Annotated in this window: 25 protein-coding genes; 17 read left to right on the top strand and 8 right to left on the bottom strand. The window is 71.6% G+C overall.

Annotation, left to right across the window (positions count from 1 at the left end; all coding sequences use genetic code 11):
* Positions 1 to 5: 5 nt before the first annotated feature.
* From ACQP2X_RS36255 to ACQP2X_RS36215, 9 genes are all read left to right on the top strand, one after another.
* Positions 6 to 941: a copper transporter gene (locus tag ACQP2X_RS36255; protein WP_498689671.1), complete on the top strand. Its 936-nt coding sequence runs from the start codon at positions 6 to 8 to the stop codon at positions 939 to 941.
* Positions 942 to 966: 25 nt separating this feature from the next.
* Positions 967 to 1,806: a hypothetical protein gene (locus tag ACQP2X_RS36250; RefSeq protein ID WP_498689670.1), complete on the top strand. Its 840-nt coding sequence runs from the start codon at positions 967 to 969 to the stop codon at positions 1,804 to 1,806.
* Between the two features lie 64 nt (positions 1,807 to 1,870).
* Entirely contained in the window at positions 1,871 to 3,451 is a 1,581-nt protein-coding gene (gene murJ / locus ACQP2X_RS36245; protein WP_498689668.1) for a murein biosynthesis integral membrane protein MurJ, read from the top strand.
* 58 nt (positions 3,452 to 3,509) lie between these two features.
* Positions 3,510 to 4,628, top strand: a complete 1,119-nt coding sequence (locus ACQP2X_RS36240) for a glycosyltransferase family 4 protein (RefSeq protein WP_498689667.1) — start codon at positions 3,510 to 3,512, stop codon at positions 4,626 to 4,628.
* Positions 4,625 to 6,958: a hypothetical protein gene (locus tag ACQP2X_RS36235; RefSeq protein ID WP_498689666.1), complete on the top strand. Its 2,334-nt coding sequence runs from the start codon at positions 4,625 to 4,627 to the stop codon at positions 6,956 to 6,958. Before ACQP2X_RS36240 ends, ACQP2X_RS36235 begins: the two co-directional genes overlap by 4 nt.
* A 127-nt stretch (positions 6,959 to 7,085) precedes the next feature.
* Positions 7,086 to 8,765, top strand: coding sequence for a CTP synthase (gene pyrG, locus ACQP2X_RS36230; protein ID WP_498689664.1), 1,680 nt, complete (start codon positions 7,086 to 7,088; stop codon positions 8,763 to 8,765).
* Entirely contained in the window at positions 8,762 to 9,343 is a 582-nt protein-coding gene (locus ACQP2X_RS36225) for an NUDIX domain-containing protein (protein WP_498689662.1), read from the top strand. The genes pyrG and ACQP2X_RS36225 overlap by 4 nt, the downstream gene beginning before the upstream one ends.
* Positions 9,344 to 9,431: 88 nt before the next feature.
* On the top strand, positions 9,432 to 10,076 hold the full coding sequence (locus tag ACQP2X_RS36220; protein ID WP_498689660.1) for a hypothetical protein: 645 nt from the start codon (positions 9,432 to 9,434) through the stop codon (positions 10,074 to 10,076).
* Positions 10,073 to 11,221, top strand: a complete 1,149-nt coding sequence (locus ACQP2X_RS36215; RefSeq protein ID WP_498689658.1) for a PrsW family intramembrane metalloprotease — start codon at positions 10,073 to 10,075, stop codon at positions 11,219 to 11,221. The genes ACQP2X_RS36220 and ACQP2X_RS36215 overlap by 4 nt, the downstream gene beginning before the upstream one ends.
* A gap of 241 nt (positions 11,222 to 11,462) precedes the next feature.
* Here the strand turns inward: ACQP2X_RS36215 and ACQP2X_RS36210 are convergent, their stop codons facing one another.
* Both ACQP2X_RS36210 and ACQP2X_RS36205 read right to left on the bottom strand, forming a co-directional pair.
* The gene (locus ACQP2X_RS36210; protein ID WP_498689656.1) at positions 11,463 to 12,293 is read right to left on the bottom strand and encodes a hypothetical protein; all 831 of its coding nucleotides are present in this window, start codon (positions 12,291 to 12,293) and stop codon (positions 11,463 to 11,465) included.
* A 178-nt stretch (positions 12,294 to 12,471) separates the two neighbouring features.
* Positions 12,472 to 13,275 carry an alpha/beta fold hydrolase gene (locus ACQP2X_RS36205; RefSeq protein ID WP_498689654.1) on the bottom strand — a complete coding sequence of 268 codons (804 nt, stop codon included), beginning with the start codon at positions 13,273 to 13,275 and terminating at the stop codon, positions 12,472 to 12,474.
* Between the two features lie 26 nt (positions 13,276 to 13,301).
* On the opposite strand from ACQP2X_RS36205, the gene ACQP2X_RS36200 reads away from it, so the two are divergent.
* Positions 13,302 to 14,012 carry a TetR/AcrR family transcriptional regulator gene (locus tag ACQP2X_RS36200; RefSeq protein WP_498689652.1) on the top strand — a complete coding sequence of 237 codons (711 nt, stop codon included), beginning with the start codon at positions 13,302 to 13,304 and terminating at the stop codon, positions 14,010 to 14,012.
* On the opposite strand, the gene ACQP2X_RS36195 is transcribed toward ACQP2X_RS36200, so the two are convergent.
* Both ACQP2X_RS36195 and ACQP2X_RS36190 read right to left on the bottom strand, forming a co-directional pair.
* A complete protein-coding gene (locus tag ACQP2X_RS36195; protein WP_498689650.1) occupies positions 13,986 to 15,641 on the bottom strand; it encodes an aminotransferase class V-fold PLP-dependent enzyme in 1,656 nt (551 codons plus the stop codon). The genes ACQP2X_RS36200 and ACQP2X_RS36195 overlap by 27 nt on opposite strands.
* A gap of 88 nt (positions 15,642 to 15,729) precedes the next feature.
* Positions 15,730 to 15,894 (bottom strand): hypothetical protein, encoded by a 165-nt coding sequence (locus ACQP2X_RS36190; RefSeq protein WP_498689649.1) that lies wholly within the window; start codon positions 15,892 to 15,894, stop codon positions 15,730 to 15,732.
* A 431-nt stretch (positions 15,895 to 16,325) separates the two neighbouring features.
* On the opposite strand from ACQP2X_RS36190, the gene ACQP2X_RS36185 reads away from it, so the two are divergent.
* Both ACQP2X_RS36185 and ACQP2X_RS36180 read left to right on the top strand, forming a co-directional pair.
* Positions 16,326 to 17,288 carry an MFS transporter gene (locus ACQP2X_RS36185; RefSeq protein ID WP_498689647.1) on the top strand — a complete coding sequence of 321 codons (963 nt, stop codon included), beginning with the start codon at positions 16,326 to 16,328 and terminating at the stop codon, positions 17,286 to 17,288.
* An 84-nt stretch (positions 17,289 to 17,372) separates the two neighbouring features.
* A complete protein-coding gene (locus ACQP2X_RS36180; RefSeq protein ID WP_498689646.1) occupies positions 17,373 to 17,849 on the top strand; it encodes a hypothetical protein in 477 nt (158 codons plus the stop codon).
* Here ACQP2X_RS36180 and ACQP2X_RS36175 read toward each other — a convergent pair.
* Positions 17,839 to 18,318 (bottom strand): DUF1990 domain-containing protein, encoded by a 480-nt coding sequence (locus ACQP2X_RS36175; RefSeq protein WP_498689644.1) that lies wholly within the window; start codon positions 18,316 to 18,318, stop codon positions 17,839 to 17,841. The two genes, ACQP2X_RS36180 and ACQP2X_RS36175, sit on opposite strands and share 11 nt — an antisense overlap.
* A 64-nt stretch (positions 18,319 to 18,382) precedes the next feature.
* On the opposite strand from ACQP2X_RS36175, the gene ACQP2X_RS36170 reads away from it, so the two are divergent.
* The gene (locus tag ACQP2X_RS36170) at positions 18,383 to 18,997 is read left to right on the top strand and encodes a hypothetical protein (RefSeq protein WP_498689643.1); all 615 of its coding nucleotides are present in this window, start codon (positions 18,383 to 18,385) and stop codon (positions 18,995 to 18,997) included.
* On the opposite strand, the gene ACQP2X_RS36165 is transcribed toward ACQP2X_RS36170, so the two are convergent.
* Together ACQP2X_RS36165 and ACQP2X_RS36160 are read right to left on the bottom strand one after the other, a co-directional pair.
* Positions 18,941 to 20,419 (bottom strand): M28 family peptidase, encoded by a 1,479-nt coding sequence (locus tag ACQP2X_RS36165; protein WP_498689642.1) that lies wholly within the window; start codon positions 20,417 to 20,419, stop codon positions 18,941 to 18,943. The two genes, ACQP2X_RS36170 and ACQP2X_RS36165, sit on opposite strands and share 57 nt — an antisense overlap.
* A gap of 43 nt (positions 20,420 to 20,462) precedes the next feature.
* Positions 20,463 to 21,116 carry an NUDIX domain-containing protein gene (locus tag ACQP2X_RS36160; protein WP_498689641.1) on the bottom strand — a complete coding sequence of 218 codons (654 nt, stop codon included), beginning with the start codon at positions 21,114 to 21,116 and terminating at the stop codon, positions 20,463 to 20,465.
* 52 nt (positions 21,117 to 21,168) lie between these two features.
* Here ACQP2X_RS36160 and ACQP2X_RS36155 point away from each other — a divergent pair, with 52 nt between their 5' ends.
* Complete coding sequence (locus ACQP2X_RS36155; RefSeq protein ID WP_498689640.1) at positions 21,169 to 21,912, top strand: DeoR/GlpR family DNA-binding transcription regulator; 744 nt, start codon at positions 21,169 to 21,171, stop codon at positions 21,910 to 21,912.
* Here ACQP2X_RS36155 and ACQP2X_RS36150 read toward each other — a convergent pair.
* Entirely contained in the window at positions 21,896 to 22,372 is a 477-nt protein-coding gene (locus ACQP2X_RS36150) for a hypothetical protein (protein WP_498689638.1), read from the bottom strand. The genes ACQP2X_RS36155 and ACQP2X_RS36150 overlap by 17 nt on opposite strands.
* A 98-nt stretch (positions 22,373 to 22,470) precedes the next feature.
* On the opposite strand from ACQP2X_RS36150, the gene ACQP2X_RS36145 reads away from it, so the two are divergent.
* From ACQP2X_RS36145 to ACQP2X_RS36135, 3 genes are read left to right on the top strand one after another with little or no spacing between them, the layout of a single operon-like run.
* On the top strand, positions 22,471 to 22,740 hold the full coding sequence (locus ACQP2X_RS36145) for a hypothetical protein (protein WP_498689636.1): 270 nt from the start codon (positions 22,471 to 22,473) through the stop codon (positions 22,738 to 22,740).
* Positions 22,737 to 23,339, top strand: a complete 603-nt coding sequence (locus ACQP2X_RS36140) for an HAD-IA family hydrolase (RefSeq protein ID WP_498689635.1) — start codon at positions 22,737 to 22,739, stop codon at positions 23,337 to 23,339. Before ACQP2X_RS36145 ends, ACQP2X_RS36140 begins: the two co-directional genes overlap by 4 nt.
* A gap of 43 nt (positions 23,340 to 23,382) precedes the next feature.
* Positions 23,383 to 23,811, top strand: a complete 429-nt coding sequence (locus ACQP2X_RS36135) for a hypothetical protein (protein ID WP_498689634.1) — start codon at positions 23,383 to 23,385, stop codon at positions 23,809 to 23,811.
* Positions 23,812 to 23,887: the final 76 nt, after the last annotated feature.

The following is a 23,887-nucleotide window of genomic DNA, read 5'->3' as shown; positions in this document are numbered from 1 at the left end:
TCCTAGTGATCAACTTCCGGTATCACGTGGTGTCGCTCACCGCGGTCTTCCTGGCGCTGGCCATCGGCCTGGTCGTGGGCACCGCCGCGCTCAACGGGCCGGTCGCCGAAAACCTGAAGAGCCAGATCACGGCGCTCAACAAGGACAACAGCAACAAGCGCGACCAGATCAACCAATACCGCGACGAGCTCAACCGCAGCCAGGAGTTCGCCACCGAGATCGCGCCGACCCTGCTCAACGGCAAGCTCACCGGCCGCAAGCTGGCCGTGGTGGCGCTGCCCGGCACGACCGACTACGCCGACGACGTGGCCGCGATGCTGAAGGTGGCCGGCGCCACGATCACCGCGACCGTCACCGTGCAGGACAAGTTCTTCGACCCCGCGGTCGAGGTGGAGCTGCTCGACCTGGCCAGCCAGTCGTCACAGCCGACCATCGAGAACGACAACCTGCCGCTGAACAGCAACGGCGTCGAGACGGCGAGCGCGCAGCTCGCGCTCGCGCTGCTCCAGCACACCGGCGTCACCCAGGCCGCGGCCGGCGACGTCACGGCCGTGCTGACCGCGTACTCCGAGCAGGGCTACATCAAGGTCGAGGACAAGGCCGTGGGCGGGGCCGAGGGCGTCGTGATGGTCTCGGGCGAGCCGCCGGCCGACAAAGACGCGGCCAAGCGCAACCAGTCGGCGCTGACCATGGCCGACCAGTTCAGCAAGGACCGCCCGCTGGTGGTGGCCGGTGGTGGCGTCGGCGACGGCAACCTCGTCTCCGAGGTGCGCGGCGACCCCACGCTGGTCCAGCGGATCTCCACGGTGGACAACGCGAGCACCACCGACGGCCAGGTCGCGACCGGCATGGCCACCGTCGAGCGGCTGGTGCAGGGCAAGACCGGGCAGTACGGCCTGGCCGCCGGCGCCTCGTCGCTGGTGCCCAAGGCCGCGTCGTAGCGCCCGGTCTCTAGACTTCTCACCCATGGCCTCTGGAGTTCTCCGGTCGTTCGGCGTCGGCGCGTCCGTCGCCCGAGCCGCCCTCGCCTGGATCCGCCGCGACCCGAACGCCGCCGCCCTGGAACGCACGAACTTCCACGGGCGCACGGTCACCCTGGCCGGCGGGCCCGCGCTCGCGCTCGGCGCGACCACGGCGGCGGCGCTCGGCGCCCGCGACGGCCGGGCCGCCGCGGCGGCGGTGGCGGCGGGCGCGGTGTCGGGCGCGGTCGGCCTCTACGACGACGTGGTCGGCAACCGCCCGGAGCAGAAGGTGTTCAAGGGCTTCGCCGGTCACCTCGGTGCGCTGCGCGAGGGCCAGGTCACCAGCGGCCTCGTGAAGATCGTGGGAGTGGGCGCGGGCGCGTTCGTGGCCAGCGCCCTGATCGGCAGCAACCGCCGCACGCGGATCGGCCGCGCGACCGACGTGCTGCTCGGCGCCGGGGTCATCGCCGGCACGGCCAACCTGATCAACCTGCTCGACCTGCGCCCGGGCCGGGCCATCAAGGCGTCGGCCGCGATCGGGGCGCCGCTCGCGCTGGGCCAGGGCGGCGGCCTCGCGGCGGGCACGCTGGGCGCGGCCTCCGGCCTGGTCGCCGACGACCTGGCCGAGGAGATCATGCTGGGCGACTCCGGGGCGAACGCCCTGGGCGCGCTGCTCGGCGTGGCCCTGATCGCGCGCACCGGCCCGGCCGGCCGGGCCGTCGCGCTGACCGCGCTCGGCACGCTGACCGCGGCCAGCGAAAGGGTCAGCTTCACCCAGGTCATCCAGGACACCCCGTGGCTGCGCTACCTCGACGAGCTGGGCCGCCGCCCGCCGTCCGCGTGATCGACTGCACCGGAGCGGGCGAAGCGGGCACAGGGCCAGGAGAGCACGCCAAAGGGGGCTCAGCGTGAAAACCGCGCCGGCGGCGAAGATCGCCGGGGCCGCGGCGCTGATCACCATCCTCACGGTGGTGGCGCGCATCGCCGGGTTCGGCCGCACCTTCGTCTTCCTGCACACGGTCGGCGCCACCCGCCTGGGCGACATCTACAACGCCGCCAACACCATCCCGAACATCGTCTTCGAGCTGGTCGCCGGTGGCGCGCTGGCCAGCCTGGTGGTGCCGCTGCTGGCCGGGCACGTGGCGGCGGGCGACCGGGAGCGCGTCCACGCGGTCGCCTCGGCCCTGCTGACCTGGGTGCTGGTCCTGATGGTGCCGCTGGCCGTGATCGTCGCGCTGCTGGCCGGGCCGATCGCGTCGCTGCTGCCCGGCGTGCCGGCCGAGCACCAGCAGACGGCGGCGAGCATGCTGCGGGTCTTCGCCCCCCAGCTTCCGCTCTACGGGATCGGGATCGTGCTCACCGGCGTGCTCCAGGCGCACCACCGGTTCGCGTGGCCGGCGATCGCCCCGCTGCTCTCCAGCGTGACGGTGATGGGCGCCTACCTGGCGTACGCGGTCGTCGACGGAGCCCGCACCGACTTCGCGGGCCTGAGCCGCACCGGTGAGCTCACACTGTCGGCCGGCACCACCGCGGGCGTCGTGGTGCTCGCGCTCTGCCTGCTGATCCCGCTGCGGAAGCTGCGCCTGCGGCTGCGGCCCACGCTGCGCTTCCCCGGCGGCGAGGGACGCCAGGCGGTGCGGCTCGGCTGGGCCGGCGCGGTCACCGTCGGCTCGCAGCAGATGATGATCGTCGTGGTCATCGCGCTCGCCACGAGCGGCGGGCTCACGCTCTACAACGCGGCCCAGACGGTGTTCCTGCTGCCGTGGGCGGTGCTGGCGGTGCCGGTGGCCACCGCGGTCTATCCGTCGCTGGCCGCGGCCGCGTCGGCCGGTGACGACGAGACCTATCGGCGTTCGCTGTCCGGCGCCGCCCGCTCGGTGACGCTGCTGGCCGGGCTGGGCGCGGCGGCGTTGATCGCGCTGGCCGGCCCGATCGCGTACCTGACGGGCGCCGCCCCCGCATCTTCCGGAATTGTCGGATTCGCGCCGGGGCTGCTGGGCTACGCGCTCTTCGCGTTGTTGTCGAGGGCGCTCTACGCGCGCGGGGCGACGGTGGCCGCGGCCTGGTCGACCGCCGCCGGCTGGTTGATCGCGGCGGTCAGCGCGCTCGCGCTGACCGGGCTCGGCGAATCCCGCCAGGTGCTGGGCCTGGGCCTGGCGAATGCCGCCGGCATGACGGTGATCGGGCTTCTTCTCATTCTTGCCGTACGTCGCCACGCCGGCCCCGAGGCATTGACGGGCTTGCCGCGTTCCGTGGCGGTGGCGGTCGGCGCCGGGGGAGCGGCGGCGCTCGCCGGGTGGGGCGTGGTGGTCGGAATCGGACAGCTTTTCGGCACGACCCCGACCGTTGCCGGAAGCGTCGTCCAAGGCATGCTGGGTGGGCTCGTCGTGCTCGGGGTCTTCCTGGCGGTCGCCTATCCGGCGGCCCGGCACGACATGGCGTCCCTGGCGGCCCCGCTCAGCCGCCGCTTGCGCCACCGCCGGAAATGAGGCGGCGCGATGCAACGGCGGAGACGGGCCGGTTGTCTATGAAGGCAAGAACGGTGAAATGAGGGAGGAACAGGCCGTGGGGTGGCGCGGATCGGTGGCACTGGTGCTCGCGTCGAGCACCGGCGGGGTCGGGCAGCATGTCGGGTCGCTGACCCGGGGTCTGGTCGCCGCCGGGTGCGAGGTGATGGTGTGCGGGCCGGCCGCGACCGACGAGTTGTTCGGCTTCGCCGCCGCCGGGGCGACCTTCGTGCCGGTGGAGATCCCGGCCAACCCGGGCGCGCAGGACGCCGGCACCGTGCGCAAGCTGCGCGGCGTGCTCAGCAGCCGCCCGATCGACGTCGTGCACGCGCATGGGCTGCGCGCCGGTTTCGTGGCGGCCGTGGCCCGTACCGGCAAGCCTCTGATCGTCACGCTCCACAACACCGTCATGGTCCGCAAGGGCCTGCGCGCCCAGGCCGCGGCCCTGGTCGAGCGGGTCGTCGCGCGCAGCGCCACCCTCACCCTGGGCGCCTCCGAAGACCTGGTCGAGCGGGCCACCCAGCTGGGCGCGCGCAACGCCCGCCTCGGCGCCGTGGCCGCGCCCACGCTGGCCCCGCCGCGCCGCACCCGGGCCGCGGTGCGCGCCGAGTTCCGGCTGCGCCCCGAGACCCCGCTGATCGTCTCGGTCGGCCGGCTCCATCCGCAGAAACGCTACGACCTGCTGGTCGAGGCGTCGGCCCGGTGGAAGGGCCTCGACCCGGCCCCGGTGGTCGTGGTGGCCGGGTCCGGCCCCAGCTACATGTCGCTGGCCCAGCTCGCCTCGCAGGTGCACGCCCCGTTCCACTTGCTGGGCCGCCGCTCCGACGTGCCCGACCTGCTCCTCGGCGCCGACCTGGCGGTGGTCACGAGCGACTGGGAGGCCCGGCAGCTGTTCGCCCAGGAGGCCCTCGAGGCCGGCGTCCCGCTCATCACCACCGCCGTCGGAGGCCTCCCCGGCCTGGTCGGTGACGCGGCCGTGCTCATCCCACCGGGCGACGTGGACGCTCTCGACACCGCCGTCCGCGACATGCTGACCGACCCGGCGAAACGCGCCGACTACGCGGCCCGGGGCCCGGCCCGCGCCGCCACGTGGCCGGGCGAGAGCGACACCGTCGCCGACGTCCTGTCCGCCTACGCCGAAGTGACGGCCCGCGAGTGACATCTTCTGAGCGCCCACGCCGGCTCGCGCCTGGTTCGGGGCCGGCCGAGCGTCCGGGGCTGCTCGCCCGGCTGGGGCTGCTGGCGTCCGGGCCGGCGTCGTCGACGCGGGGGGCGGGGCTGCTCGACCGGCTGCGGCGGATCCGGCCCGCTTCGGCGCCGCCCCGGCGGTCCGGTGGGCGGCGCTGGGTTCCTTATCTTCTCGTGGCCCTCATCGCGGCGGCCAGCCTTGTCGGGCTGGCGATCCGGCCGTCGACCACCGCGACGCCCGGTAGCGCCGACTACGTGATCGTGGCCGGGGCGGCGGGACTGCGGTGGGACGATCTCGACCCGCAGCGGACGCCCGCGCTCTGGCAAGAGGCGACCCGCGGGTCCGTGGGGTGGCTGTCGGTGCGGTCGGCCATGAAGGTGACCTGCCCGTCCGACGGGTGGCTGACGCTGGGGGCGGGCAACTACGCGGCCTGGCCCCGGTCCACCAACAGCAGCCAGTGCCAGCCGGCCGCGCCGGCGCTCACGCTGCCCGACGGCAACGGGGCCAACGTCACCGATCAGCGCACGGTCGTGCAGAACAACCAGGACCGGCTGCCGTACGGTGCGACGCCCGGCGCCCTGGCCGAGTCGGTGCGCTGCACCGTCGCGGTCGGGCCGGGTGCGGCCATCGCGGCCGCGCGGCCGTTCGGCCGGGTCGACAAATACCGGGCCGAGCTGCCGGCCGATCCCCAGACGCTGCTGTCCGACTGTGTGCTCTCCTTCGTCGACCTGGGCACCGTCAGCGGGTCCGGCGAGGCCCGGCAGGCGCAGGTCGCGGCGGCCGACGCTCTTCTGTCCCGGGTGGTCGCGGCCCGGCCCGAGCGGTCGCTGCTGCTGGTCGCCGGTGTCTCCGACACCGAGCGCTCCAACCGGCTGCACGTGGCCATCGCCGAGGGTGAGGGCTGGAACGGCGGCTGGCTCACCTCGGCCGGCACCGGGCGCGACGGCTACCTGCAACTGATCGACCTGGCGCCGACGATCCTGTCCGCGCTGGGGCGGCCGGCGCCGGAGAAACTGTTCGCCGGGCGCACGGCCACCGTCGTCGAGGGGCGGCCGTCCGACATCACCGACGCGATGCTCGGGGTGCACAACGCCGATCTGCGGGCCAAGGCGCAGAACGCGGTGGCCGGCATCTTCTTCACCGTGCTGGCCATCTGTCAGGTGCTGCTGTTCCTGCTGATGGTGCCGATCCTCGTGCGGGCCCGGCGCCACGCGGGGCCGCGCGGGCCCGCGCTCCCGCCGAAAAAGCTGGTCGCGGTGGCCGAGCTCGCCCTGATCGCGGCCGCGCTGGCCATTCCGGCCGCGCTGCTGGCCGACGCCACGCCCTGGTGGCGCTACTCGCATCCGGCGTGGGTGTTCGGGCTTGTCACCGGGGTCTTCACGCTCATCGGCACCGCCGTGCTCCGGGCCTCGCCGCGCTATCCGCGCACGCTGTGGCCGCTGGGCGCGGCGGCCGCCATCGGGGCCGTCGTGGTGGGGCTCGACCTGCTGACCGGCGCGCGGCTGCAACTCAACGGGGTCGCCGGATATTCGGCGACGCAGGGCGGGCGCTACGCGGGGGTCGGCGTGGTCGGTCTCGGCGTCTTCGTGGCCGGGCTCCTCGTGGCCGCGGGCTGCCTCGCGCAATGGCTCAGCAAGCCGTGGCGGCCGGTCGTCGTGGTGCTGCTGGGCGGCATCGGCGTGGTCATGGTCGGCAGCCCCTACCTCGGGGCCGACCCGGTCGGCGCGGTGGCCGTCACGGCCGGGGTGTGCGTGACCGCGGCGATCAGCACCGGTGGGTGGCTGACGTTCGCGCGGTTCGCCTGGGCCGCGGTGGCCGGTCTGGCCGTCACCATCGGGTTCGCCCTGGTCGACGTGCACCGGCCGGCGGCCGATCAGGGCAGCCTGGGCCGGCTGTTGTCCGAGCTGGCCAACGGCACCGGCGGGCCGGCCATGCAGCGTGCCGCCGCCGCCAACGGGCAGACGCTGCTCAACAGCCCGCTGACGATCCTGGCCGTGGCCGGTGTGCTGATGCTGGCCTTCTGCCAGTTCTCGCCGTGGGGCGGGCTCAACCGGGTCTTCGGGCTGCACCCGGCGCTGCGCGCGGCCGGGGCCGGAGTGACGGTGGCGACATTGGCCGCGGGCGTGCTCAGCGGCTCGGCGCTGACCGTGGCCGGTGCGGCGGCGGCCGCGGTAGTGCCCACGGCGGTGCTGACCGCACTGCGCGTGTTGCTGCACGCGGCGGACCGTACACGGCCCGAGGGGGAGACCGACGGGCCCGGCGGCCCGCTGTTGCGCGATGATCGCGCTCTGTCAGGTTGACACGCGTCACGAGCAGCCCGAACGTACGTCGTCGTTCTCAGGTGTTACGGTGGACTCCCGTGGATGGGGCCGCTTTTAGCACCCCGGTCTGCACGTCGGTACAACAGACGACCACGGGAGCAAGGCCTTGGCCTCAACAGTGCGCGACACGCGGCACATCTTCGTCACCGGGGGCGTCGCCTCCTCGCTGGGCAAAGGCCTCACCGCCTCCAGCCTCGGCAACCTTCTGACCGCGCGCGGACTGCGGGTCGTCATGCAGAAGCTCGACCCCTACCTCAACGTCGATCCTGGAACGATGAACCCGTTCCAGCACGGCGAGGTCTTCGTGACCGAGGACGGGGCCGAGACCGACCTGGACGTCGGCCACTACGAGCGCTTCCTCGACCGGTCGCTGTCCGGCAAGGCGAACGTCACGACCGGTCAGGTCTACTCGGCGGTCATCGCCCGGGAGCGCCGCGGTGAATACCTCGGCGACACCGTCCAGGTGATTCCGCACATCACCAACGAGATCAAGTCGCGGATCTTCGCGATGGCCGACGAGGACGAGAACGGCCGCAAGCCCGACGTCGTCATCACCGAGGTCGGCGGCACCGTCGGCGACATGGAGTCGCTGCCGTTCCTCGAGGCGATCCGCCAGGTCCGCCACGAGGTCGGCCGCGACCACGTCTTCTACCTGCACGTCTCGCTGGTGCCCTACCTGGCGCCGTCGGGCGAGCTGAAGACCAAGCCGACCCAGCACTCGGTGGCCGCGCTGCGCAACATCGGCATCCAGCCCGACGCGCTGATCTGCCGCAGCGACCGGGAGATCCCCGAGAAGCTCAAGCACAAGCTGGCGCTCTACTGCGACGTCGACCGTGAGGCCGTCATCGCCTGCCCGGACGCGCCCAGCATCTACGACATCCCCAAGGTGCTGCACGAGGAGGGCCTCGACGCGTACGTCGTACGCCGCCTGGGTCTGTCCTTCCGTGACGTGAACTGGTCGACGTGGCACGACCTGCTCGAGCGGGTGCACCACCCCAAGCGCACCATCACCATCGCGCTCGTCGGCAAGTACGTCGACCTGCCCGACGCCTATCTGTCGGTCAGCGAGGCCATCCGCGCCGCCGGCTTCGGCAACACCGTCAAGATCCAGCTTCGCTGGGTGCCGAGCGACGACTGCGAGACCATGGCCGGCGCCGCCACCGCCCTCAAGGGCGTCGACGGCATCGTCATCCCGGGCGGCTTCGGCGTCCGCGGCATCGAGGGCAAGGTCAACACCTCGCGGTACGCCCGCGAGAACCAGATCCCGATCCTCGGCCTCTGCCTCGGCCTGCAGTGCATGACCATCGACGCCGCGCGGCACATGGCCGGGCTCACCGGGGCCAACTCGCTCGAGTTCGACGAGCAGGCGCCGTACCCGGTCATCTCCACCATGGCCGACCAGGAGGACATCGTCGCCGGCAAGGGCGACCTGGGCGGCACCATGCGCCTGGGCGCGTACCCGGCCACGCTGCGCGAAGGCTCGGTCGTGGCCGAGGTGTACGGCTCGACCGACATCTCCGAGCGGCACCGCCACCGCTACGAGGTCAACAACGACTACCGGGCCAAGCTGTCGGCGGCCGGGCTGGTCTTCTCGGGCACCTCCCCGGACGGGCGGCTCGTCGAGTTCATCGAGCTCGACCGCGAGACCCACCCGTACTTCGTGGCCACCCAGGCCCACCCGGAGCTCAAGAGCCGCCCGACCCGGCCCCACCCGCTCTTCGACGGACTGGTCAAGGCCGCCATCGAGTACGCGGCGGCCGACGAGCTGCCGGTGGACGCGTCGTGACGGCCTTCGTCCACGAGACGGTCTCCAGCACCTCCCGCTACAAGGGACCGATCTTCGAGGTCTTCAGCGACGAGGTGACCATGTCGAGCGGCGGCACCGCCAAGCGCGACGTGGTGCGCAACAAGGGCGCGGTCGGGATCGTCGCCCTGGACGAGGTCGACCGGGTCGTCCTGATCCGGCAGTACCGGCACGCGGTCGGCCAGCGCCTCTGGGAGCTGCCGGCCGGCCTGCGCGACGTCGACGGCGAAGACCTGGTGACCACGGCCGCCCGCGAGCTGGCCGAGGAGGCCGACGTCGACGCGGCCCGCTGGGACGTGCTGATCGACATGTTCAACTCGCCCGGCTTCAGCGACGAGACGATCCGCATCTTCCTGGCCCGCGACCTCACCGAGGTCCCGGACGACAAGCGCTATTCCCGTACGGACGAGGAGGCCGACCTGGAGATCACCCGGGTCGACCTCGACGAGGCGGTGGCCATGATCTTCCGGGGTGAGATCACCAACGCGGCCGCGGTGGGCGGGCTGCTCGCCGCCGCCCGCGCCCGCGACGAGGGTTGGGCCACGCTCCAGCGCGCTTGAGATCGGAACGGCCCGGCGCCGCGCAGTGTGAGTGATCGCTGACTCATTGCGGTTCCGGGCCGTCGTGCCGCGCTGTTAGCGTCCGATCATGACGGGGCTTCACGCGGAAGAGCGCTGGCGCGCGAACTGGGTACCGGTCGACCGGCGCCTGCTGGGAATGGACAGACGCACGCTGCTGCCGGCGGCGGTGGTCGTGCTGCTGTTCGCAATCGCGGTGTGGATCGTGCCGGCCATCGACGACCGGGTGTCGGTCGACGACCCGATCAAGGCCGGCGACGTGATCCAGGTCGGCACCGACGTGCGGTTCGTTCCGGTCGTCGGTGCGAACCTGCTGGCCGGACTGCGACAGGGGCAGGCCGGAGCCGCCGGATATCCTTCGACGGCCGCGGTGTCGTACGGCGGAGTGACCTTCGAAGTCATCGCGGACACCTATCGGGGCACACCGGCGCAGCTGCTGGCCCAGATCAAGAAGACCAACGACGGCCTGCGCGTGCCCGACGACGCCGGCTTCCACGTCACCGGAGACCCGGTGACCATCGGCAACGGCCGCGGTGACCAGGGGGTGGCGGCCAACTTCGAAGGCACCAACGGCACCGGCCTGGTCGCCGCGTTCGTCTTCGGTGAGACCGGTGTCGAGGTCGAGGTCGTCGGCCCGCGGGACGTGCCCGACGGCGTGGCCCGGCAGATCGCCGGCATGCTCCAGTCCGTCGAGCCGATCGGGAGCGCGTCATGACGACGGCCACGCGGGAAGCCGCGATCGCACGCACCGGCTGGGGCAACCCGTTCCACCTCTGGCAGCCGCGCAACGCCTGCTTCTGGGTGTACGTGCTCGGCGTCGGCTACGGCGTCTGGGTCCTGTTCGGCATGATCAACCAGGGCATCCGGCTGTACGCGCCGGCCCTGACCGCCAGCGCGATCATCTTCGCGATCTACGCGGTGCTGTTCTGGTGGTTCACCGAGCGCATCGACCGCTACTCGAAGCAGCCGCTCGGCCTGGTCGTGGCCGCGTTCGTCTGGGGTGGATTCGCCGCCACCTGGGCCATCGCGCTCTCCGGCAACAGCGCGCTGCTCGACCTCTACGGCAAGCTGTTCGGCGAGAGCTTCCAGCAGTCGTTCGGGGCCGGTCTCACGGCGCCGTTCTTCGAGGAGCTGGGCAAGGCCTCGGGCGTGCTCCTGCTGATGTTCATCGCCCCGCGCGTGGTCCGTACGGCCTACGACGGCTTCATCGTCGGCGCGTTCGCCGGTCTCGGCTTCGAGATCATCGAGGACATCTCGTACGGCCTGAACTCCGCCGCCGACCAGTTCGGCTCCGACCAGCTGGGCACGAGCCTGCACACGGTCGGCCTGCGCCTGCTGACTGGCTTCTCGTCGCACATCCTGTATTCGGCGATCGCCGGCGCCGGCGTCGTCTACATCGTCGGCACGGTGGCCCAGCGCCGCCGCCCGGGCCTGGGCATCGGCCTGATCCTGACGGCGATGGTGCTGCACGGCCTGTGGGACGCGAACGTGGGCCTGTCCGGCGGCGACGGCGACCTGCTCTCCACCCTGCTCGTCGTGGAGATCCTGCTGAGCTTCGTGGCCGTGATCGCGGTGTTCCACCTGACCGTCCGCCCGGAGCGGGAGGCCATGCGGGCCGTGATGGCGCCCGAGGCGGAGAGCGGCGTGATCACCCAGGAGGAGCTGGACACCCTGGCCGGTGGTTGGCGCCAGCGCCGCCGCTACCGCGGAGCCGCACACGGCCGGGCCGCCCGGCGAGCCCGCCACCACCGCTTGGAAGCCGCCCACGACCTGGCCGACCAGCTGGCCGCCTCGGGAGGCGCGGAAAGCCCCCGTGTCGATTTCGCCCGCTCCGAACTGGAACGGATCCGAACCTCGTAACCGCGGCGCGGTGCGAGCGCCGGGACCGCGCTCGCACCGCCGGATTGGTTTTCATACCCCTGAGAGCGGCGCCCCGCGGCACCGCGTTGTTTCATTGCTCAGCGGTGGGTGCGGCGCCCTTCGGCACCGCGTTGTTCGCTGCTCAGCGGTGGGAGCGGCGCCCTTCGGCACCGCTTTGGTTCACTGCTCAGCGGTGGGAGCGGCGCCCTTCGGCACCGCGCCCACCGGCACCGCGTTTGTTCTACTTCTTGGCGGCGGGAGCGGCGCCCTCGGCGCCGGCTTCCTCACCCGCGCCGGCCTCGCCCGCTTCCTCGCCGGCACCGGCCTCTTCGCCCGCTCCGGCTTCCTCGCCCGCGCCGGCCTCCTCGCCGGCGCCCGCGTCATCGCCCGCGCCGGCGTCGCCGCCCGCGCCCGCTACGACGGCCTTGGCGTCGGCCAGGGCCAGGCACGCCTGGAGCAGGCTCTGCTGGGCGGAGGCGACAGCGGCGGCCGCGGCGTCGTTGGCAGCGCCGTCACCGGCCGCGCCTTCCTCGCCGGCACCGGCTTCCTCGCCCGCGCCGGCTTCTTCACCAGCGCCGGCCTCTTCACCGGCACCGGCCTCTTCACCAGCACCGGCTTCCTCGCCGGCGGCGCCCTCTTCGCCGGCCGCGCCTGCCTCGGCGCCCTGCTTCTGCTTCGGGGCGGCCGCCTTCTTCAAGGTCTTGGCCCACTTCTTGGCGGCCGCCTTGTTCTGGGCCTTGGCCGCCGCCGAGCCGGGAGCGGCCTCCTCGGCGCCCGCCTCCTCGCCGCCGGCCGCGTCCGCGTCGGCCGCGAAGGCGTCGCACGCCGCCTCCAGGGCCGCGGCCGCGTCGGCCGCCTCCTCGGCGGGCGGCTGCTCCTCGATCGGGGCCAGCTCCTCGCCGTCGCAGACCATCGCGCCCGCGTTCACCTGGACCTGCTCGCACTGCGAGACGTCGAACTGCTGACCGTCGACGGTGACCACGTCGACCGCTTTGGTCTCGGAGCCGGTGCTGGCATTGGCGAGCTGGACGCCCGCCGCGCCGAGCGCCACGACGACTCCCGTGACCACCACCGCGCCTATCGTCCTGCGACGACCACCCTGGTCTCCCTGGTTCCGAAAACGCCGGTAAGCGCGCGACCTCATGATCACTCCTCGTCGTTTGACGTCGATGTCACCTGGTTGCGGGCCAGTACGGGCACCGACGCCCCGACGGTTCAACGCGGTTCGGCCGCTACACCCCGACAACTACCTATTTCCGCAGGTCAGCAAGGGCAGAAAAATTATCCAGAAGAATCGGCAGGACGAGTTCCGGCCGCATCCCGGCCATATGATCAACACCGGGGATCAGCGTCACGGTCCAGCCCAGGGATTCGAGTTCGGCCCTGTTCCCGGCCAGCCGCTCGGCGATCGGGACGCGGATGTCACCCCATTTGGGGCCGTACTGAATGTTGTCCTCGGAGCCCGCGAATGCCGTTCTCGGAATGGTCAGATCGCGGAGCGCCGCCCTTTCGTCGAAGGCGACCAGTGACTCGTACAGGGAAACGTATTGTGCCGTTTGCTCGGGTGACACCGTCACCTCGACCGAATCCCAGTCGCCCGGCGTCACCTCGCCCTGGTGAGCCGGCCCGGAAAGCGCCATCCGGTGCGCCGCCCGCGTCACCGACAACATCTCGGCATAGGGGCCACCGAGCGGCGGATAGCCACCCATGACGAGCGCGGTCAGCCGATCGGTCCGGATCGCCAGCTGAAGCCCGGCCAGGGCCAGCCACGAATAGCCGTAGTAGGCGAACCGCCCCTCGCCCACCACGTCGAGCAGGTCGGATGCCACCTTCTCCGCGGTCAGCGGGGCCGGATGATCGGCCCGGTAGGTCTCGTAGTCGGCCGCCACCACCCGGAAGCCGGCGGCGGCCAGGCCGGTGGCGAGGTGATGGCCGGTGTCGGGCTCGGCGCCCCACGCGCGCATCTGGGAGGCCCGGGGCTCCTCGGTGACCTCCACGCCCATCGGCAACAGGACTGTCGGCCCGTCGCCCAGAACGGTTACTTTGATGTCCATGCGAAACAATATACGCTGTAAAGACTATGGCGGAAATCGGCTCTCACGTCCAGCGGCTCTGGCGGCATCGCGGCACCGCGCTGCCCACACCCCGGCGCGGTCCGCAGCGCCAGCTCGACCTCGACGAGATCCTGCGCATCGGCATCGCGATCGCCGACGCCGACGGCCTGGGTGCCGTCTCCACCCGCGCGATTGCCACCCGACTCGATCGCACGGCCATGGCGCTCTATTCGTACGTGGGAACCAAAGAGCACCTCATCGCGCTCATGCAGGACCAGGCCGTGGCGATGCCGATGTGGGCGGAGCCCACGAGCAGCCTCGGTGACGCGCTGCGCGAGTGGGCGACACGGCTGTTCGAGGTCTACGAGAGCCATCCGTGGCTGACCGAGCTGCCCTGGTCGCAGGCGAGCCAGGGCCCCCACGAGCAGGACTGGATGGAGCGGCTCCTCCAGATCCTCGACACGTGGCAGGTCGATCGCGGGCAGAGGGCCACGACCGTCACCATGCTGTACGCCACGGTGCGCGCCACCGCCGGCACAGCCGCCGCCTATCGGCGCGTCGACGCGGCGGCCTGGCTCGCGCAGGCCCGGGAGACGGCGCGGCAGATCCCCGACATGCGCGAGCGTTACCCGCTCTCGACGAGCCTGGAGCCGCACGCCGCCGACTGGCGGGACGCGCCGCGGGCGGCCCTGCTCAGCGGCGTCGACCTGCTAGCGCAGGCACTCGTCGGGGAGTAGGAACCAGCGGAGCTTCTCGAAGGCCGGGGGCAGCTCCAGACGTACGCCATCAAGCGGGGAAGGACGGCCCGTCAGAATCTCGCGGGCCTCGGCGAGGTGGCCCGCCAGGGCGTCCTCGCCCACCGTGACCGGCGGCGGCAGGGGAGTGCCGGCCAGCAGATCGGCCAGTCGCACCGGCGGCTCGGCGTGCCGGACATGCGTCCAGCGGCCGGTCCGCGGGTCGAAACGGTAGTCGGGCAGCAGGGTCGCGCCGTGCCGGGCGATCAGCGTGACCGCCTCGATCAGATAGTCGGCGACCGTGTCGGAGATGAAGTAGTTGAGGTTGAGGCGGGTCCAGCCCGGTTTGATGCCCTCCCAGCCGTCCACGATCTCGCCGCGGAACTCCCGCGAGTGCGCCTCGTCGATGCCCAGGAGCCGGTGACCGTATGGGCCGGCGCAGGAGCAGCCGCTGCGGGCCTGGATGCCGAAGACGTCGTTGAGCAGCGCCGCCACGTAGTTGTGGTGCAGGTAGCGGTCGCCCGCCCGCACCTGGAAGGACACGATCGACAGGCGGTCGGCGTCGAGGTCGCCCAGGATCGCGATGTTCTCCTCGGCCGCCCAGCGCTCGCGGGCCCGCCGCCACAACTGCCGCTCGCGCTCCTCGATCACCTCGGCGCCGACGGCGTCCTTGACCGCGAAGACCAGCCCGGCCCGGATCGACTCGACGATGGCCGGGGTGCCGCCCTCCTCGCGGGCCACCGGGTCGGTCAGATAGCGGTGGCCGCCCGGGTCGACGTACGCGACGGTGCCCCCGCCCGGCACGACCGGCACCCGGTTGGTGAGCAGGTGCTTGTCGACGACGAGCACGCCGGGCGTCTGCGGCCCGCCGGCGAACTTGTGCGGCGACAGGAAGACGGCGTCCTTGTCGTGCATCGAGATCGGCACATAGGGCCCGGCGGCCGCGTAGTCCCACACCGACAGCGCCCCGTGCTCCTTGAGGATCCGCGAGACGGCGGCGGTGTCGGTCAGGATGCCGGTCACGTTCGAGGCGGCGGAGAAACTGCCAATGCGCAAAGGCCTTTCCGCGTACGTCACCAGGGCCGCACGCAGCGCGTCGAGATCGACGTGACCGGTGTGGTCGGACTCGATCTCCACCACGTCGGCGATCGACTCCCGCCACGGCAGCTCGTTCGAGTGGTGCTCGTAGGGGCCGACGAAAATCACCGGCCGGTCACGCTGGGGGATGCGTTCGCTCAGGCCGTACGCGTCGTCGAGGCGCTCGGGCACGCGGATGCCGAAGACGCCGGCCAGCTTGGCCACGGCGGCCGTGGCCCCGGACCCACAGAAGATCACCACATGGTCGGGCCCGCCGCCGACACTGCGGTGGATCATCCGCCGGGCTTCCTCACGCAGGGCGCCGGTCTGCGCCCCGGTGGCCGAGGCCTCGGTGTGCGTGTTGGCGTAGCGGGCCAGCACCTGCTCGCGGATGAAGTCCTCGACGAAGTCCAGGGCCTGCCCCGACGCCGTGTAGTCGGCATACGTGATCCGGCGCGGCCCGAAGGGCCCTTCGAGCACCTGACCGGATCCGATCAGTCCGTCGCGGATGCGCTCGAGCATGCCCATGGCCGCCTCCCCATTGAGGTAGAACACCGTGACGCCAGCGTACGGCTGTGACAGGCTTTCGCCCCTTACAGTGCAGGACGATATATGAGACCGTCACGGATTCCGCAGTCCCGGGCTAGCCTCCTCCCAGCAGAGCGCTCTCCTGCTCCTTGCTCATCGCCGCTTCCGGACGGCCCCGTCGGACCTTGGTGTCCACCGACTCGACGACATCATCGGGCCGCACTCGCTCCGGCAGCTTCCCGAACCGGGCGGCCCGCTCCTTGCCGTAGTCCTCAGCCATAGCCCGATCATCACCTCGCCCCCGCAGCCTGTCCAGCACGTGGTCCCGGCGTCCCGTGTCCAGCGGTGAGCGCCCGCCGTCGAGAACCAGGCGCCGGGAGCGGCGTTGCCCTGCCGAGCGCCTGGCGGTTCGAGGGCTGAGAAAAGCCGAACCGGTGGTGATCTCTTGCGGACGCGGTTGTGTACGTTCGTACGTATGGATCGTTCCACCGCTCGGCGGCGCCTTGCCCTGTTCGCTCTGTTCTTTCTGCCTGGGCTGGGGATCTCGTCGTGGGTGACGCGGACGCCGGACATCCGGGATCTGCTCGGGGCGTCCACGGCTGAGATGGGGCTCGTGCTGTTCGGGCTGTCGGCCGGGTCGATGGTCGGGATCCTCAGTTCGGGGCGCTCGTGCGGCGCTTCGGCACGCGGCCGATCGTCACGGTCGGGATCGTGGCCACCGCTCTCAGCACGCCGATCGTCGGGATCGGGGCGGCGGCCTCGCAGAGCGGGCTCGTCGCGGCCGGGCTGGCCCTGTTCGGGCTGGGCATGGGTGGTGGGGAAGTCGCCATGAACATCGAAGGGGCCGACGTCGAACGCGTCATCCGGCGGCCGGTGCTGCCGACGATGCATGGGTTCTTCAGCTTCGGCACCGTGGTCGGCGCTCTTGTCGGCATGGTGCTCACGGCGGTCGCCTTCTCGGCCTCGTGGCATCTGGTCGTCATCGGGCTCATCAGCGTTCCGGTCGCCCTCGCGGCCGTACGGTATCTGCCTCGCGGGCTTGGTCTGGCCCGGCCGGCCGAGCACGGCGACGCGGGTGGCCGGCCGGTCTGGCGCGACCCCTCGCTGCTGCTCATCGGGGTGGTGGTGCTGGCCATGGCGCTGGCCGAAGGGTCCGCCAACGACTGGCTGCCGCTGCTCATGGTCGACGGGCACGGCTTCGGCGCCGCGCTCGGGTCGGCCGTCTACGTGGTGTTCTCGGCGGCCATGACCATCGGGCGCTTCACCGGTGACCGCTTCCTCGATCGGTTCGGGCGGTTCCCGGTGCTCGCCGCCAGCGCGGTCATCGGCGGGGCCGGCATCCTGCTCGTGGTGGTCGTCGACAACCAGGTCGTGGCCGGCGCCGCCGTGGTGCTGTGGGGACTGGGCGCGGCCCTGGGCTTCCCGGTCGCCCTCTCCGCCGCCGGCGACTCCGGTGACAACGCCGCCGCCCGGGTCTCGCTCGTGGCCACCGTCGGCTACGTCGCGTTCCTCGTCGGGCCGCCCGGGCTGGGCTTCCTCGGCGACCACTACGGACTGCGGAACGCGATGATCCCGGTCCTCGCCCTCCTCGCCCTGGCCGCCGTGACGGCCACCATCCTCGGCCGGACGAGAGGTGGGGTCGACGAGCCTTCCGTTCCCGCGCTCGATCGGTGAGCATGAACGCATGGCGTTGCCCGAGGGTGCCCTGTGGACAGTCGAGAACAAGCGCCGCGACGGCCTGCGCCGCCTGGCCTGGGGATGGGCCTGCTGGCGGCCGTCGCCCTCGGATATCTGATAACCCTCACCGGCGAGCTGGTCCTCGGCTACACCGTGGCCGGCGCCGCGGCCGTGGTGGTGGTGCTCATCGCCTGGTGGTCGCTGTGGGATCTGACCCGGCTCGCCGAGATCAGTGAGACCGGCGACGGCCTGGTGCTGCGCACGGTCGCCGGCCGCACACGCCGAGTCAGCCCCGGCGACATCCAGCGGGTCGAGCTGACGTCGCACTACCTGGGCGCCAGCCCGGACGACGACCAGACGGACAAGAACTTCAAGAGCCGCTACGTCAGGAAGTTGATGCTGCACCTGCGAGTCTCGGGCCGCCTCTACCGGGGGAGCCCGATGGCCGGCATCGACAGCGCGGTGGCGAAGCGCCTCGCGGCCGAGTGGGAGCGCGTGTGCCCGCGCGCCACCGTGAAACAAGAGGTCGTGTTCTCGACTCCCGGCACTAACGACTGACCGCGGCGACGTAACGATCCGTCGCGAATTCCTGGACCAGGCGGGTCAGCGGCCCGCCGGCCCGGGCGAGCAGCGACGCGGGCCGGCTGAAGGCGCGGATCCGGAACCGCACGTCCCCGGCTTCGGTCAGGTCGAGGACGAAGGCCTCTTCCCCTTGTTCCGGGTGGCCGGGCAGCGTTCCGTACGCGAACCCCCGCCGGTCCCGCTCCTCGATCGTGTAGACCACCCGGCACGGGATCCTGATCCAGGCGAGCCGCAGCGTGACGTCGATACCGGGAGCGGCCCGGCCGGGTTCGCCGACGACGGCGAGACCGGCGCGGCGGTGCATCTGCCAGGTGAACAGGTCGTCGGCGGCCGCCTCGAACGCGGGGCGCCCGGCGCCGATCCGCGCATCGCGGAACACGTGTCCGTAGCCGACGGGCAGAATTTCGCCTTGGGTGGCGCCGACCTGCGGATATGTCAGCTCCACACGATCACGATATCTCCACCACGGCGGCGCGCTTCCGCCACGGAGCGTTCCTAGGATCGTGGCTGTGAAGATGCCACGGCCGAAAATTGTCGTCGCGGCCTGCGGGATGCTGGCGGCCGGCGGAGTTCTGTTCGCGGGAGAGGTAATGCTCTCCGCGGACAAGTACTTCACCGATATGCGCACCTACGAGCGGGCCGTCCGGGACGGGATCGTCGAGAACGACACGGCGTTCGCGGCCGTGGGGGTCACCATCCATCTGGCGATGGCGGCCGTGGGCGTGCTGGCGGGCGTGGCCCTGGTGGTCCTGGCGCTCGCGGCGTTCGGCGGGCGGGACTGGGCGCGGGCCGTCGCCTGGTTCTTCGGGCTGCCTGTCCTGATCTGGTACGGGATCCTCGCGGTGCTGTACTTCATGGCGGGGCTGTTCGGCGGCGGCGAAGCACGGACCGAATTGGGGCCGCGGTTCGACGAGGCGTGGCCGCCGTGGCTGGACGCGCTCGACGCCGGGCTCATGGTGGCGGTGTCTGTTCTGCTGGTCGGTGCGCTGGTGGGCCAGACGGTGCCCGCGGCCGACGCGTACTACCGGAGCGCCGGTGCGGGCCGGGGGCCCGCACCGGCGTACCTCTCAGGCCCTGGTGATTTTGATGTTGTCGATGGCGGCCTCGACCAAGGACGCGGTTGAGGCGTCGGCCGCCTCGACCAGCAGGTTCACCGTCTGTCCGGCGTACGCCGTGAGGGGGACCGAGGCGGTCTGCCAGGCCGGAGCGCGGTCGGTGGCGGCGCCGGACTGGGTGAACAGCGTGGTCGTGGTGCTGCCGGAGACCAGGCGGACGCGGAAGTAGTCGGCGCTGCTGGAGTTGGTCAGGTGGGAGAGGTACCAGGAGAAGCTCATCGTCAGGGTGCCGGTGGGCAGGGTGATGGCGGGGGAGCGCAGGCTCGTGACGCCGCCGTCGACGTCGTTGGCGCCGGCGCTGCTGCCCGCGGTGGCCCCGGTGACCAGGTCGTACGTGCCGCTGGCGGCGGTGCCCAGCTGGGACGTCGTCGTGGCCGGGTCGCCCCGCTCGAACAGGCCCGACGTCGCGGTGTCGGCGGTGCCGCGGGTCCAGGCGGTCGCGGTCTCGAAGTCGTCGGCCCAGACCGTCGTGCCGGTCGGTGGTGTGGAGCCCGCGGCCAAGGTCCAGACGGCGTACGCGATGGCGTCGCTGTTGCGGTCCAGGGCGGTGTCGTTGATGTTCGTGACGGTGTCGCAGGACGCGTGGTAGCAGGGGTCGAACGTGGTTGCCGTGCCGCCCCAGAGCTGCACCTGCGCGGCCGTCTTGCGGCCCTCGGCGCCGGTGAAGATGCCGCCGGCCGGGATGCCGGCCGCGATGAACGGGCCGTAGTCGCTGCGGCCGTCGAAGTCGGTGCCGCGGGTGGGCACGTTGATCGAGGTGAAGTACGCGGCGAGGGTCTGTTCGATCTGGGCCGAGCCGGCCGGGCCGGGGCCCGATCCCGTGCCGTCGGAGTTGTCGCCGTCGTACAGGAAATAGCCGGGGTTGGGCGAGCCGACCATGTCGAAGTTCAGGTAGCCCTTGATCGCCGCTTTCTGGGCCGAGGAGAGCGAGTTGACGTACGCGGTCGAGCCGCGCAGGCCGAGCTCCTCGGCGCCCCACCAGCCGAAGCGCAGGTGGCGTGACGGCTGGAAGCCGGAGCGGGCGACGGCCAGCGCGACCTCGAGGTTGGCCGCCGAGCCGGAGCCGTTGTCGTTGATGCCGGGGCCGGCGGTGACGCTGTCCAGGTGCGCGCCGATCATCAGCGTGTTCGAGGTGTCGCCGCCGGGCCAGTCGGCGATCAGGTTGTATCCAGTGGCGCCGTTGTAGGTGAACGACTGCTGCGTGGTGGTGAAGCCGGCCGCGTCGAGCAGGTTCTTGACGTACGTGACCGAGGCCAGATAGCCGGGGCGGCCGTGCGCCCTGTTGCCGCCGTTCGCGGTGGCGATGTTCTGCAGCTGTTGCAGGTGCGCTTTGACGTTCGTGACCGAGATGTCGGGAGGGGCGGCTTCCGCGATCGGCGCGACGGCCATCGTGAGGCCCATCGCGGCGACGGCCAGCAGGGGGATATGCATGCCGCGAGCATCGCAGGATTTCGATACCCGCTATTCATATCAGTCAATTCATAACGTTGTTCAGGGCGGCCCATTGCAGCAACATGATGGTCTTGGCGTCGGCGATCCGCCCGTCGGTGATCATCTTGAGGGCGTCGTCGAAGTCGAGCTCGACGACCTCGATGTCCTCGCCCTCGCCGGCCACGCCGCCGCCCGGGCCGGTGCGGTCGGCCGGGGTGTAGGGCGCGACGTAGAAGTGCAGGCGTTCGGTCACCGAGCCCGGGCTCATCCAGACGGCGAACACCGGTTCGAGCTCGCCGACGGTCACGCCCAGCTCCTCGCCGGCCTCGCGGCGGATGGCGCTGGCCGGGTCGTCGTCGTCCAGCAGGCCGGCCGCCGTCTCGATGAGCATGCCGTCGGGGTGGCCGTTCACGTAGGCCGGGTAGCGGAACTGCTTCGACAACAAGATCGTTCTTTGCGAGGCGTTGTAGAGCAGGATCGTGGCGCCGTCGCCGCGGTCGTACGTCTCGCGTTGTTCCGTGGTCCAGCGGCCGTCCCGGTGGCGGTAGTCGAAGGTCGTGCGCCGCAGCACGTGCCAGGCGGTGGCCACCAGCTCCACCTCGCGGACCACCACATCGGGGTTGCCGTGCAGGTCACGGCCGATCTGATCGAGGCCGGTGCGGCCACGGGCGTCGGGCTCGTCGATTCCTAAGGTCATGAGGCGTACCGTACAGTGCGTAATAGTCGACAACAATGAGGAGAAACACGCAATGTTGCCTGCGGAGCGCAAGGACTTCCTGCTGGCCCGGCTCCGCGCCGACGGCAAGGTGGTGGCCAAGGACATGGCGACCGAGCTCGGCATCGCCGAGGACAACATCCGGCGAGACCTGCGGGAGCTGGCGGCGGCTGGGCTCTGCCAGCGGGTGTACGGCGGGGCGCTGCCCCCGGCGCCGGCAGCCGCCGACTACGCGACCCGGACGTCGGTCTCCCCGGACAGCAAGGCGCGGGTGGCGGCGGCGGCCGCGAGGTTGATCGCTCCCGGGGCCACGGTGATGCTCGATGGCGGTACGACCGCGCTCGCGCTGGTCGCGGCGCTGCCCCGCGAACTGACGGCGACCGTGATCACCCACAGCGTGACCGTGGCGGCGGCCCTGGTGGATTTTTCGGGCATCGACGTTTTTGTGCTGGGGGGACGGCTGTTCAAGCACTCGGCGGTCACGTCCGGGGCGGCGGCCGCGTCGGCGGCGCAATTGGTGAGCGCCGACCTGTTCTTTCTGGGGGTCACCGGGGTGCATCATTCGGCGGGACTGACCACCGGCGACGCTGACGAGGCGGCGATGAAACGGGTCCTGGCGTCGAGGGCGGCGGACACCTACGTGCTGGCCAGCGCGGAGAAGGTGGGGGCCGTCTCGCCGTACACGGTAATTCCGCTTCTGTCGGTCTCGGGTGTCATCACCGATGTGACGTCGGACCTGCTGGAGGCGACCGGAGTGCCGATCATCCCGGCCGGATAGGAAGCCCGGCCGCGACCCGCCACGGTTGCGGCTCGAACGGCCCGTCGGCCAGCACCGCGGACAACATCTTCACCCCGGCCGCGACCGCGTCGGCGAGATCGAAGTCGTCGTCCACGTCCCAACTCCGGTGGCGCACCTGGTGCAGGTTGTGATCGTCGGGGCACCAGCACGCCACCTCGACGGCCGCCTCCACCGTCAGCTGCCGGTCCTCACGCCGGGCGACGCCGAGGTTCAGTTCCAGCCAGTCGTCCCTGGTGTCGTACAGCGTGATGGTGATCCGCGCGAGGGTACCCAGCGCACCGAGATGTTCGGGATACCAGTGCCAGGCCACCCGGTCGGCCGAGTGATGCCGCTCCAGCCTGCTCGCCAGCTCGCGCAGGCGGCCCTCGGCCCGCGCGAAGCCGGGAGGCAGCACCTCGTGCAGCGGAACGTACGCAATGGACGAAACCGGCCCGGCCATGCCCGATCCCTCCGAATCCCCACCCACCCCGTGATTCGCACCTTACTCACTCTTTACCCCGGAAAACACTGTGGATGCCGGGCGCTAGTCTCCGCCGCATGAGTGAGCTCGACCGGGCCGCGGTGGCGGCGGCCAACGACGCGTACGTCTTCGCGCCCGAGGGTTCCGAGGTCGTGGAGACGGCCGAGTTCCGGTTGGTGCGCCTGCCCGACCGCTACGCCGACCCGCTGCAGGTGCAATGGGTGCGGACGGCCCGGCCGGCCGGGACGGTGCTGGGCGAGGTCGTCGAGCGGGCGTCCTCGTTCGGGCTGCCGAGGGCGCAGGTCCACGCGAAGCTGAGTGCCCCGCCCCACCTGCCCCTGGCATGATCCGCACCCTGCTCCTGGACGTCGACGGGGTGCTCCAGTTTCCCCGCCCCGAATTCGTCGAGGCCATCGAACGTGACTACGCCTGGCGCACCGGCTACCTGGCCTTTCAGGACGCCCTGCTGAGAGACCCGGCCGAGGCGCGTGCGCTGACCGGCGACGGTGAGCTGATCACGCTGGTCGAGCGCTTGCTGCCCGGCCATGTGACCGGTTTGCCGGCCCGGACGTTCCTCGACCGCTGGGTGACGGAGAACATCGCGCTCAACGAGGAACTGCTCGCGGTGCTGCCAGAGCTCCCGTTCGAGGGCATCTATCTGGCGACGAACCAGGAGTCCGTACGGGGTGGGCGCGTCCGCGAGCTCTACGCCGGCCGCCCCGGGGTCACCGGCTTTCTGATCTCGCACGAGTTGGGGCAGCGGAAGCCCCATCGGGCGTACTTCGAGGTCGCTCTGGCCCGGATCGGCCGCGTGCCGTCGGACTGCTTGTTCGTGGACGACAAGCAGCAGTACGTCGACGGCGCCGCCCGGGCCGGCATAGCGGGCATCCTGTACCGCGACAACGCCCAGCTCCTCGCCGACCTGACCGCCCGGACGGCGGCATGAGCGGGGGCGCGGTTGACGTCGGGGCGGGCCTACGATGCCGGGCATGCCGTTCACTGACTACTTTCTCGCGCCCGATGACGCCATCGCGGTCACCGCGCTCGGTGATGGTGGGCCGCTCTCCACCGAGCTGCCCACTGTCGAGGCCAAAGGGGTCGACCCGGTGGTCAATCTGGGCCGGCTCGAGGCGATTCTGACCGGGCGGCCGTACGACCAGGTGGTTGCTCAGGAGCGGCAAGGGAAAGCGGTCAGCGACGGCGCCACGGAGCAGATCATCGTGGCGGTCACCGATTCTCTGCGGGACGCCCTGGCCGCCGCCGCGCCGGGTGTGCTGGACGAGGCGGGAGCGCGGCTGGCGGCCACCGAAGAGCTGGATGGGGCCGATCCGGACGGGGTGATCGATTTCGTGCGCCGGCTCGCGGGGCTGGCGGGGCGGGCCGACGGGTGGCGTCTGTACTGCTATTGGGCTCTCTGAACGAGTTGCAGGACAACCCGGCAGCGGCGGCAGGGAGGCCGGGACGGCAGAAAGCCGGGCCCGGCGGAGCGGGGGC

Origin of the sequence: Actinoplanes sp. CA-131856, assembly GCF_050956135.1 — a bacterium.
Lineage (GTDB): Bacteria > Actinomycetota > Actinomycetes > Mycobacteriales > Micromonosporaceae > Actinoplanes.
This window is presented reverse-complemented; position numbering and strand designations above follow the sequence as displayed.

Excerpts from the sequence above, each read along its gene's own strand:
- ACQP2X_RS36150 (WP_498689638.1), bottom strand. The coding sequence starts at position 22,372 with ATGGCCGGGCCGGTTTCGTCCATTGCGTACGTTCCGCTGCACGAGGTG.
- ACQP2X_RS36140 (WP_498689635.1), top strand. The coding sequence starts at position 22,737 with ATGATCCGCACCCTGCTCCTGGACGTCGACGGGGTGCTCCAGTTTCCC.
- ACQP2X_RS36215 (WP_498689658.1), top strand. The coding sequence starts at position 10,073 with ATGACGACGGCCACGCGGGAAGCCGCGATCGCACGCACCGGCTGGGGC.
- ACQP2X_RS36135 (WP_498689634.1), top strand. The coding sequence starts at position 23,383 with ATGCCGTTCACTGACTACTTTCTCGCGCCCGATGACGCCATCGCGGTC.
- ACQP2X_RS36250 (WP_498689670.1), top strand. The coding sequence starts at position 967 with ATGGCCTCTGGAGTTCTCCGGTCGTTCGGCGTCGGCGCGTCCGTCGCC.
- ACQP2X_RS36220 (WP_498689660.1), top strand. The coding sequence starts at position 9,432 with ATGACGGGGCTTCACGCGGAAGAGCGCTGGCGCGCGAACTGGGTACCG.
- ACQP2X_RS36155 (WP_498689640.1), top strand. The coding sequence starts at position 21,169 with ATGTTGCCTGCGGAGCGCAAGGACTTCCTGCTGGCCCGGCTCCGCGCC.
- ACQP2X_RS36240 (WP_498689667.1), top strand. The coding sequence starts at position 3,510 with ATGAGGGAGGAACAGGCCGTGGGGTGGCGCGGATCGGTGGCACTGGTG.
- ACQP2X_RS36180 (WP_498689646.1), top strand. The coding sequence starts at position 17,373 with ATGGGCCTGCTGGCGGCCGTCGCCCTCGGATATCTGATAACCCTCACC.
- ACQP2X_RS36160 (WP_498689641.1), bottom strand. The coding sequence starts at position 21,116 with ATGACCTTAGGAATCGACGAGCCCGACGCCCGTGGCCGCACCGGCCTC.
- ACQP2X_RS36165 (WP_498689642.1), bottom strand. The coding sequence starts at position 20,419 with ATGCATATCCCCCTGCTGGCCGTCGCCGCGATGGGCCTCACGATGGCC.
- ACQP2X_RS36145 (WP_498689636.1), top strand. The coding sequence starts at position 22,471 with ATGAGTGAGCTCGACCGGGCCGCGGTGGCGGCGGCCAACGACGCGTAC.
- ACQP2X_RS36200 (WP_498689652.1), top strand. The coding sequence starts at position 13,302 with ATGGCGGAAATCGGCTCTCACGTCCAGCGGCTCTGGCGGCATCGCGGC.
- ACQP2X_RS36205 (WP_498689654.1), bottom strand. The coding sequence starts at position 13,275 with ATGGACATCAAAGTAACCGTTCTGGGCGACGGGCCGACAGTCCTGTTG.
- ACQP2X_RS36190 (WP_498689649.1), bottom strand. The coding sequence starts at position 15,894 with ATGGCTGAGGACTACGGCAAGGAGCGGGCCGCCCGGTTCGGGAAGCTG.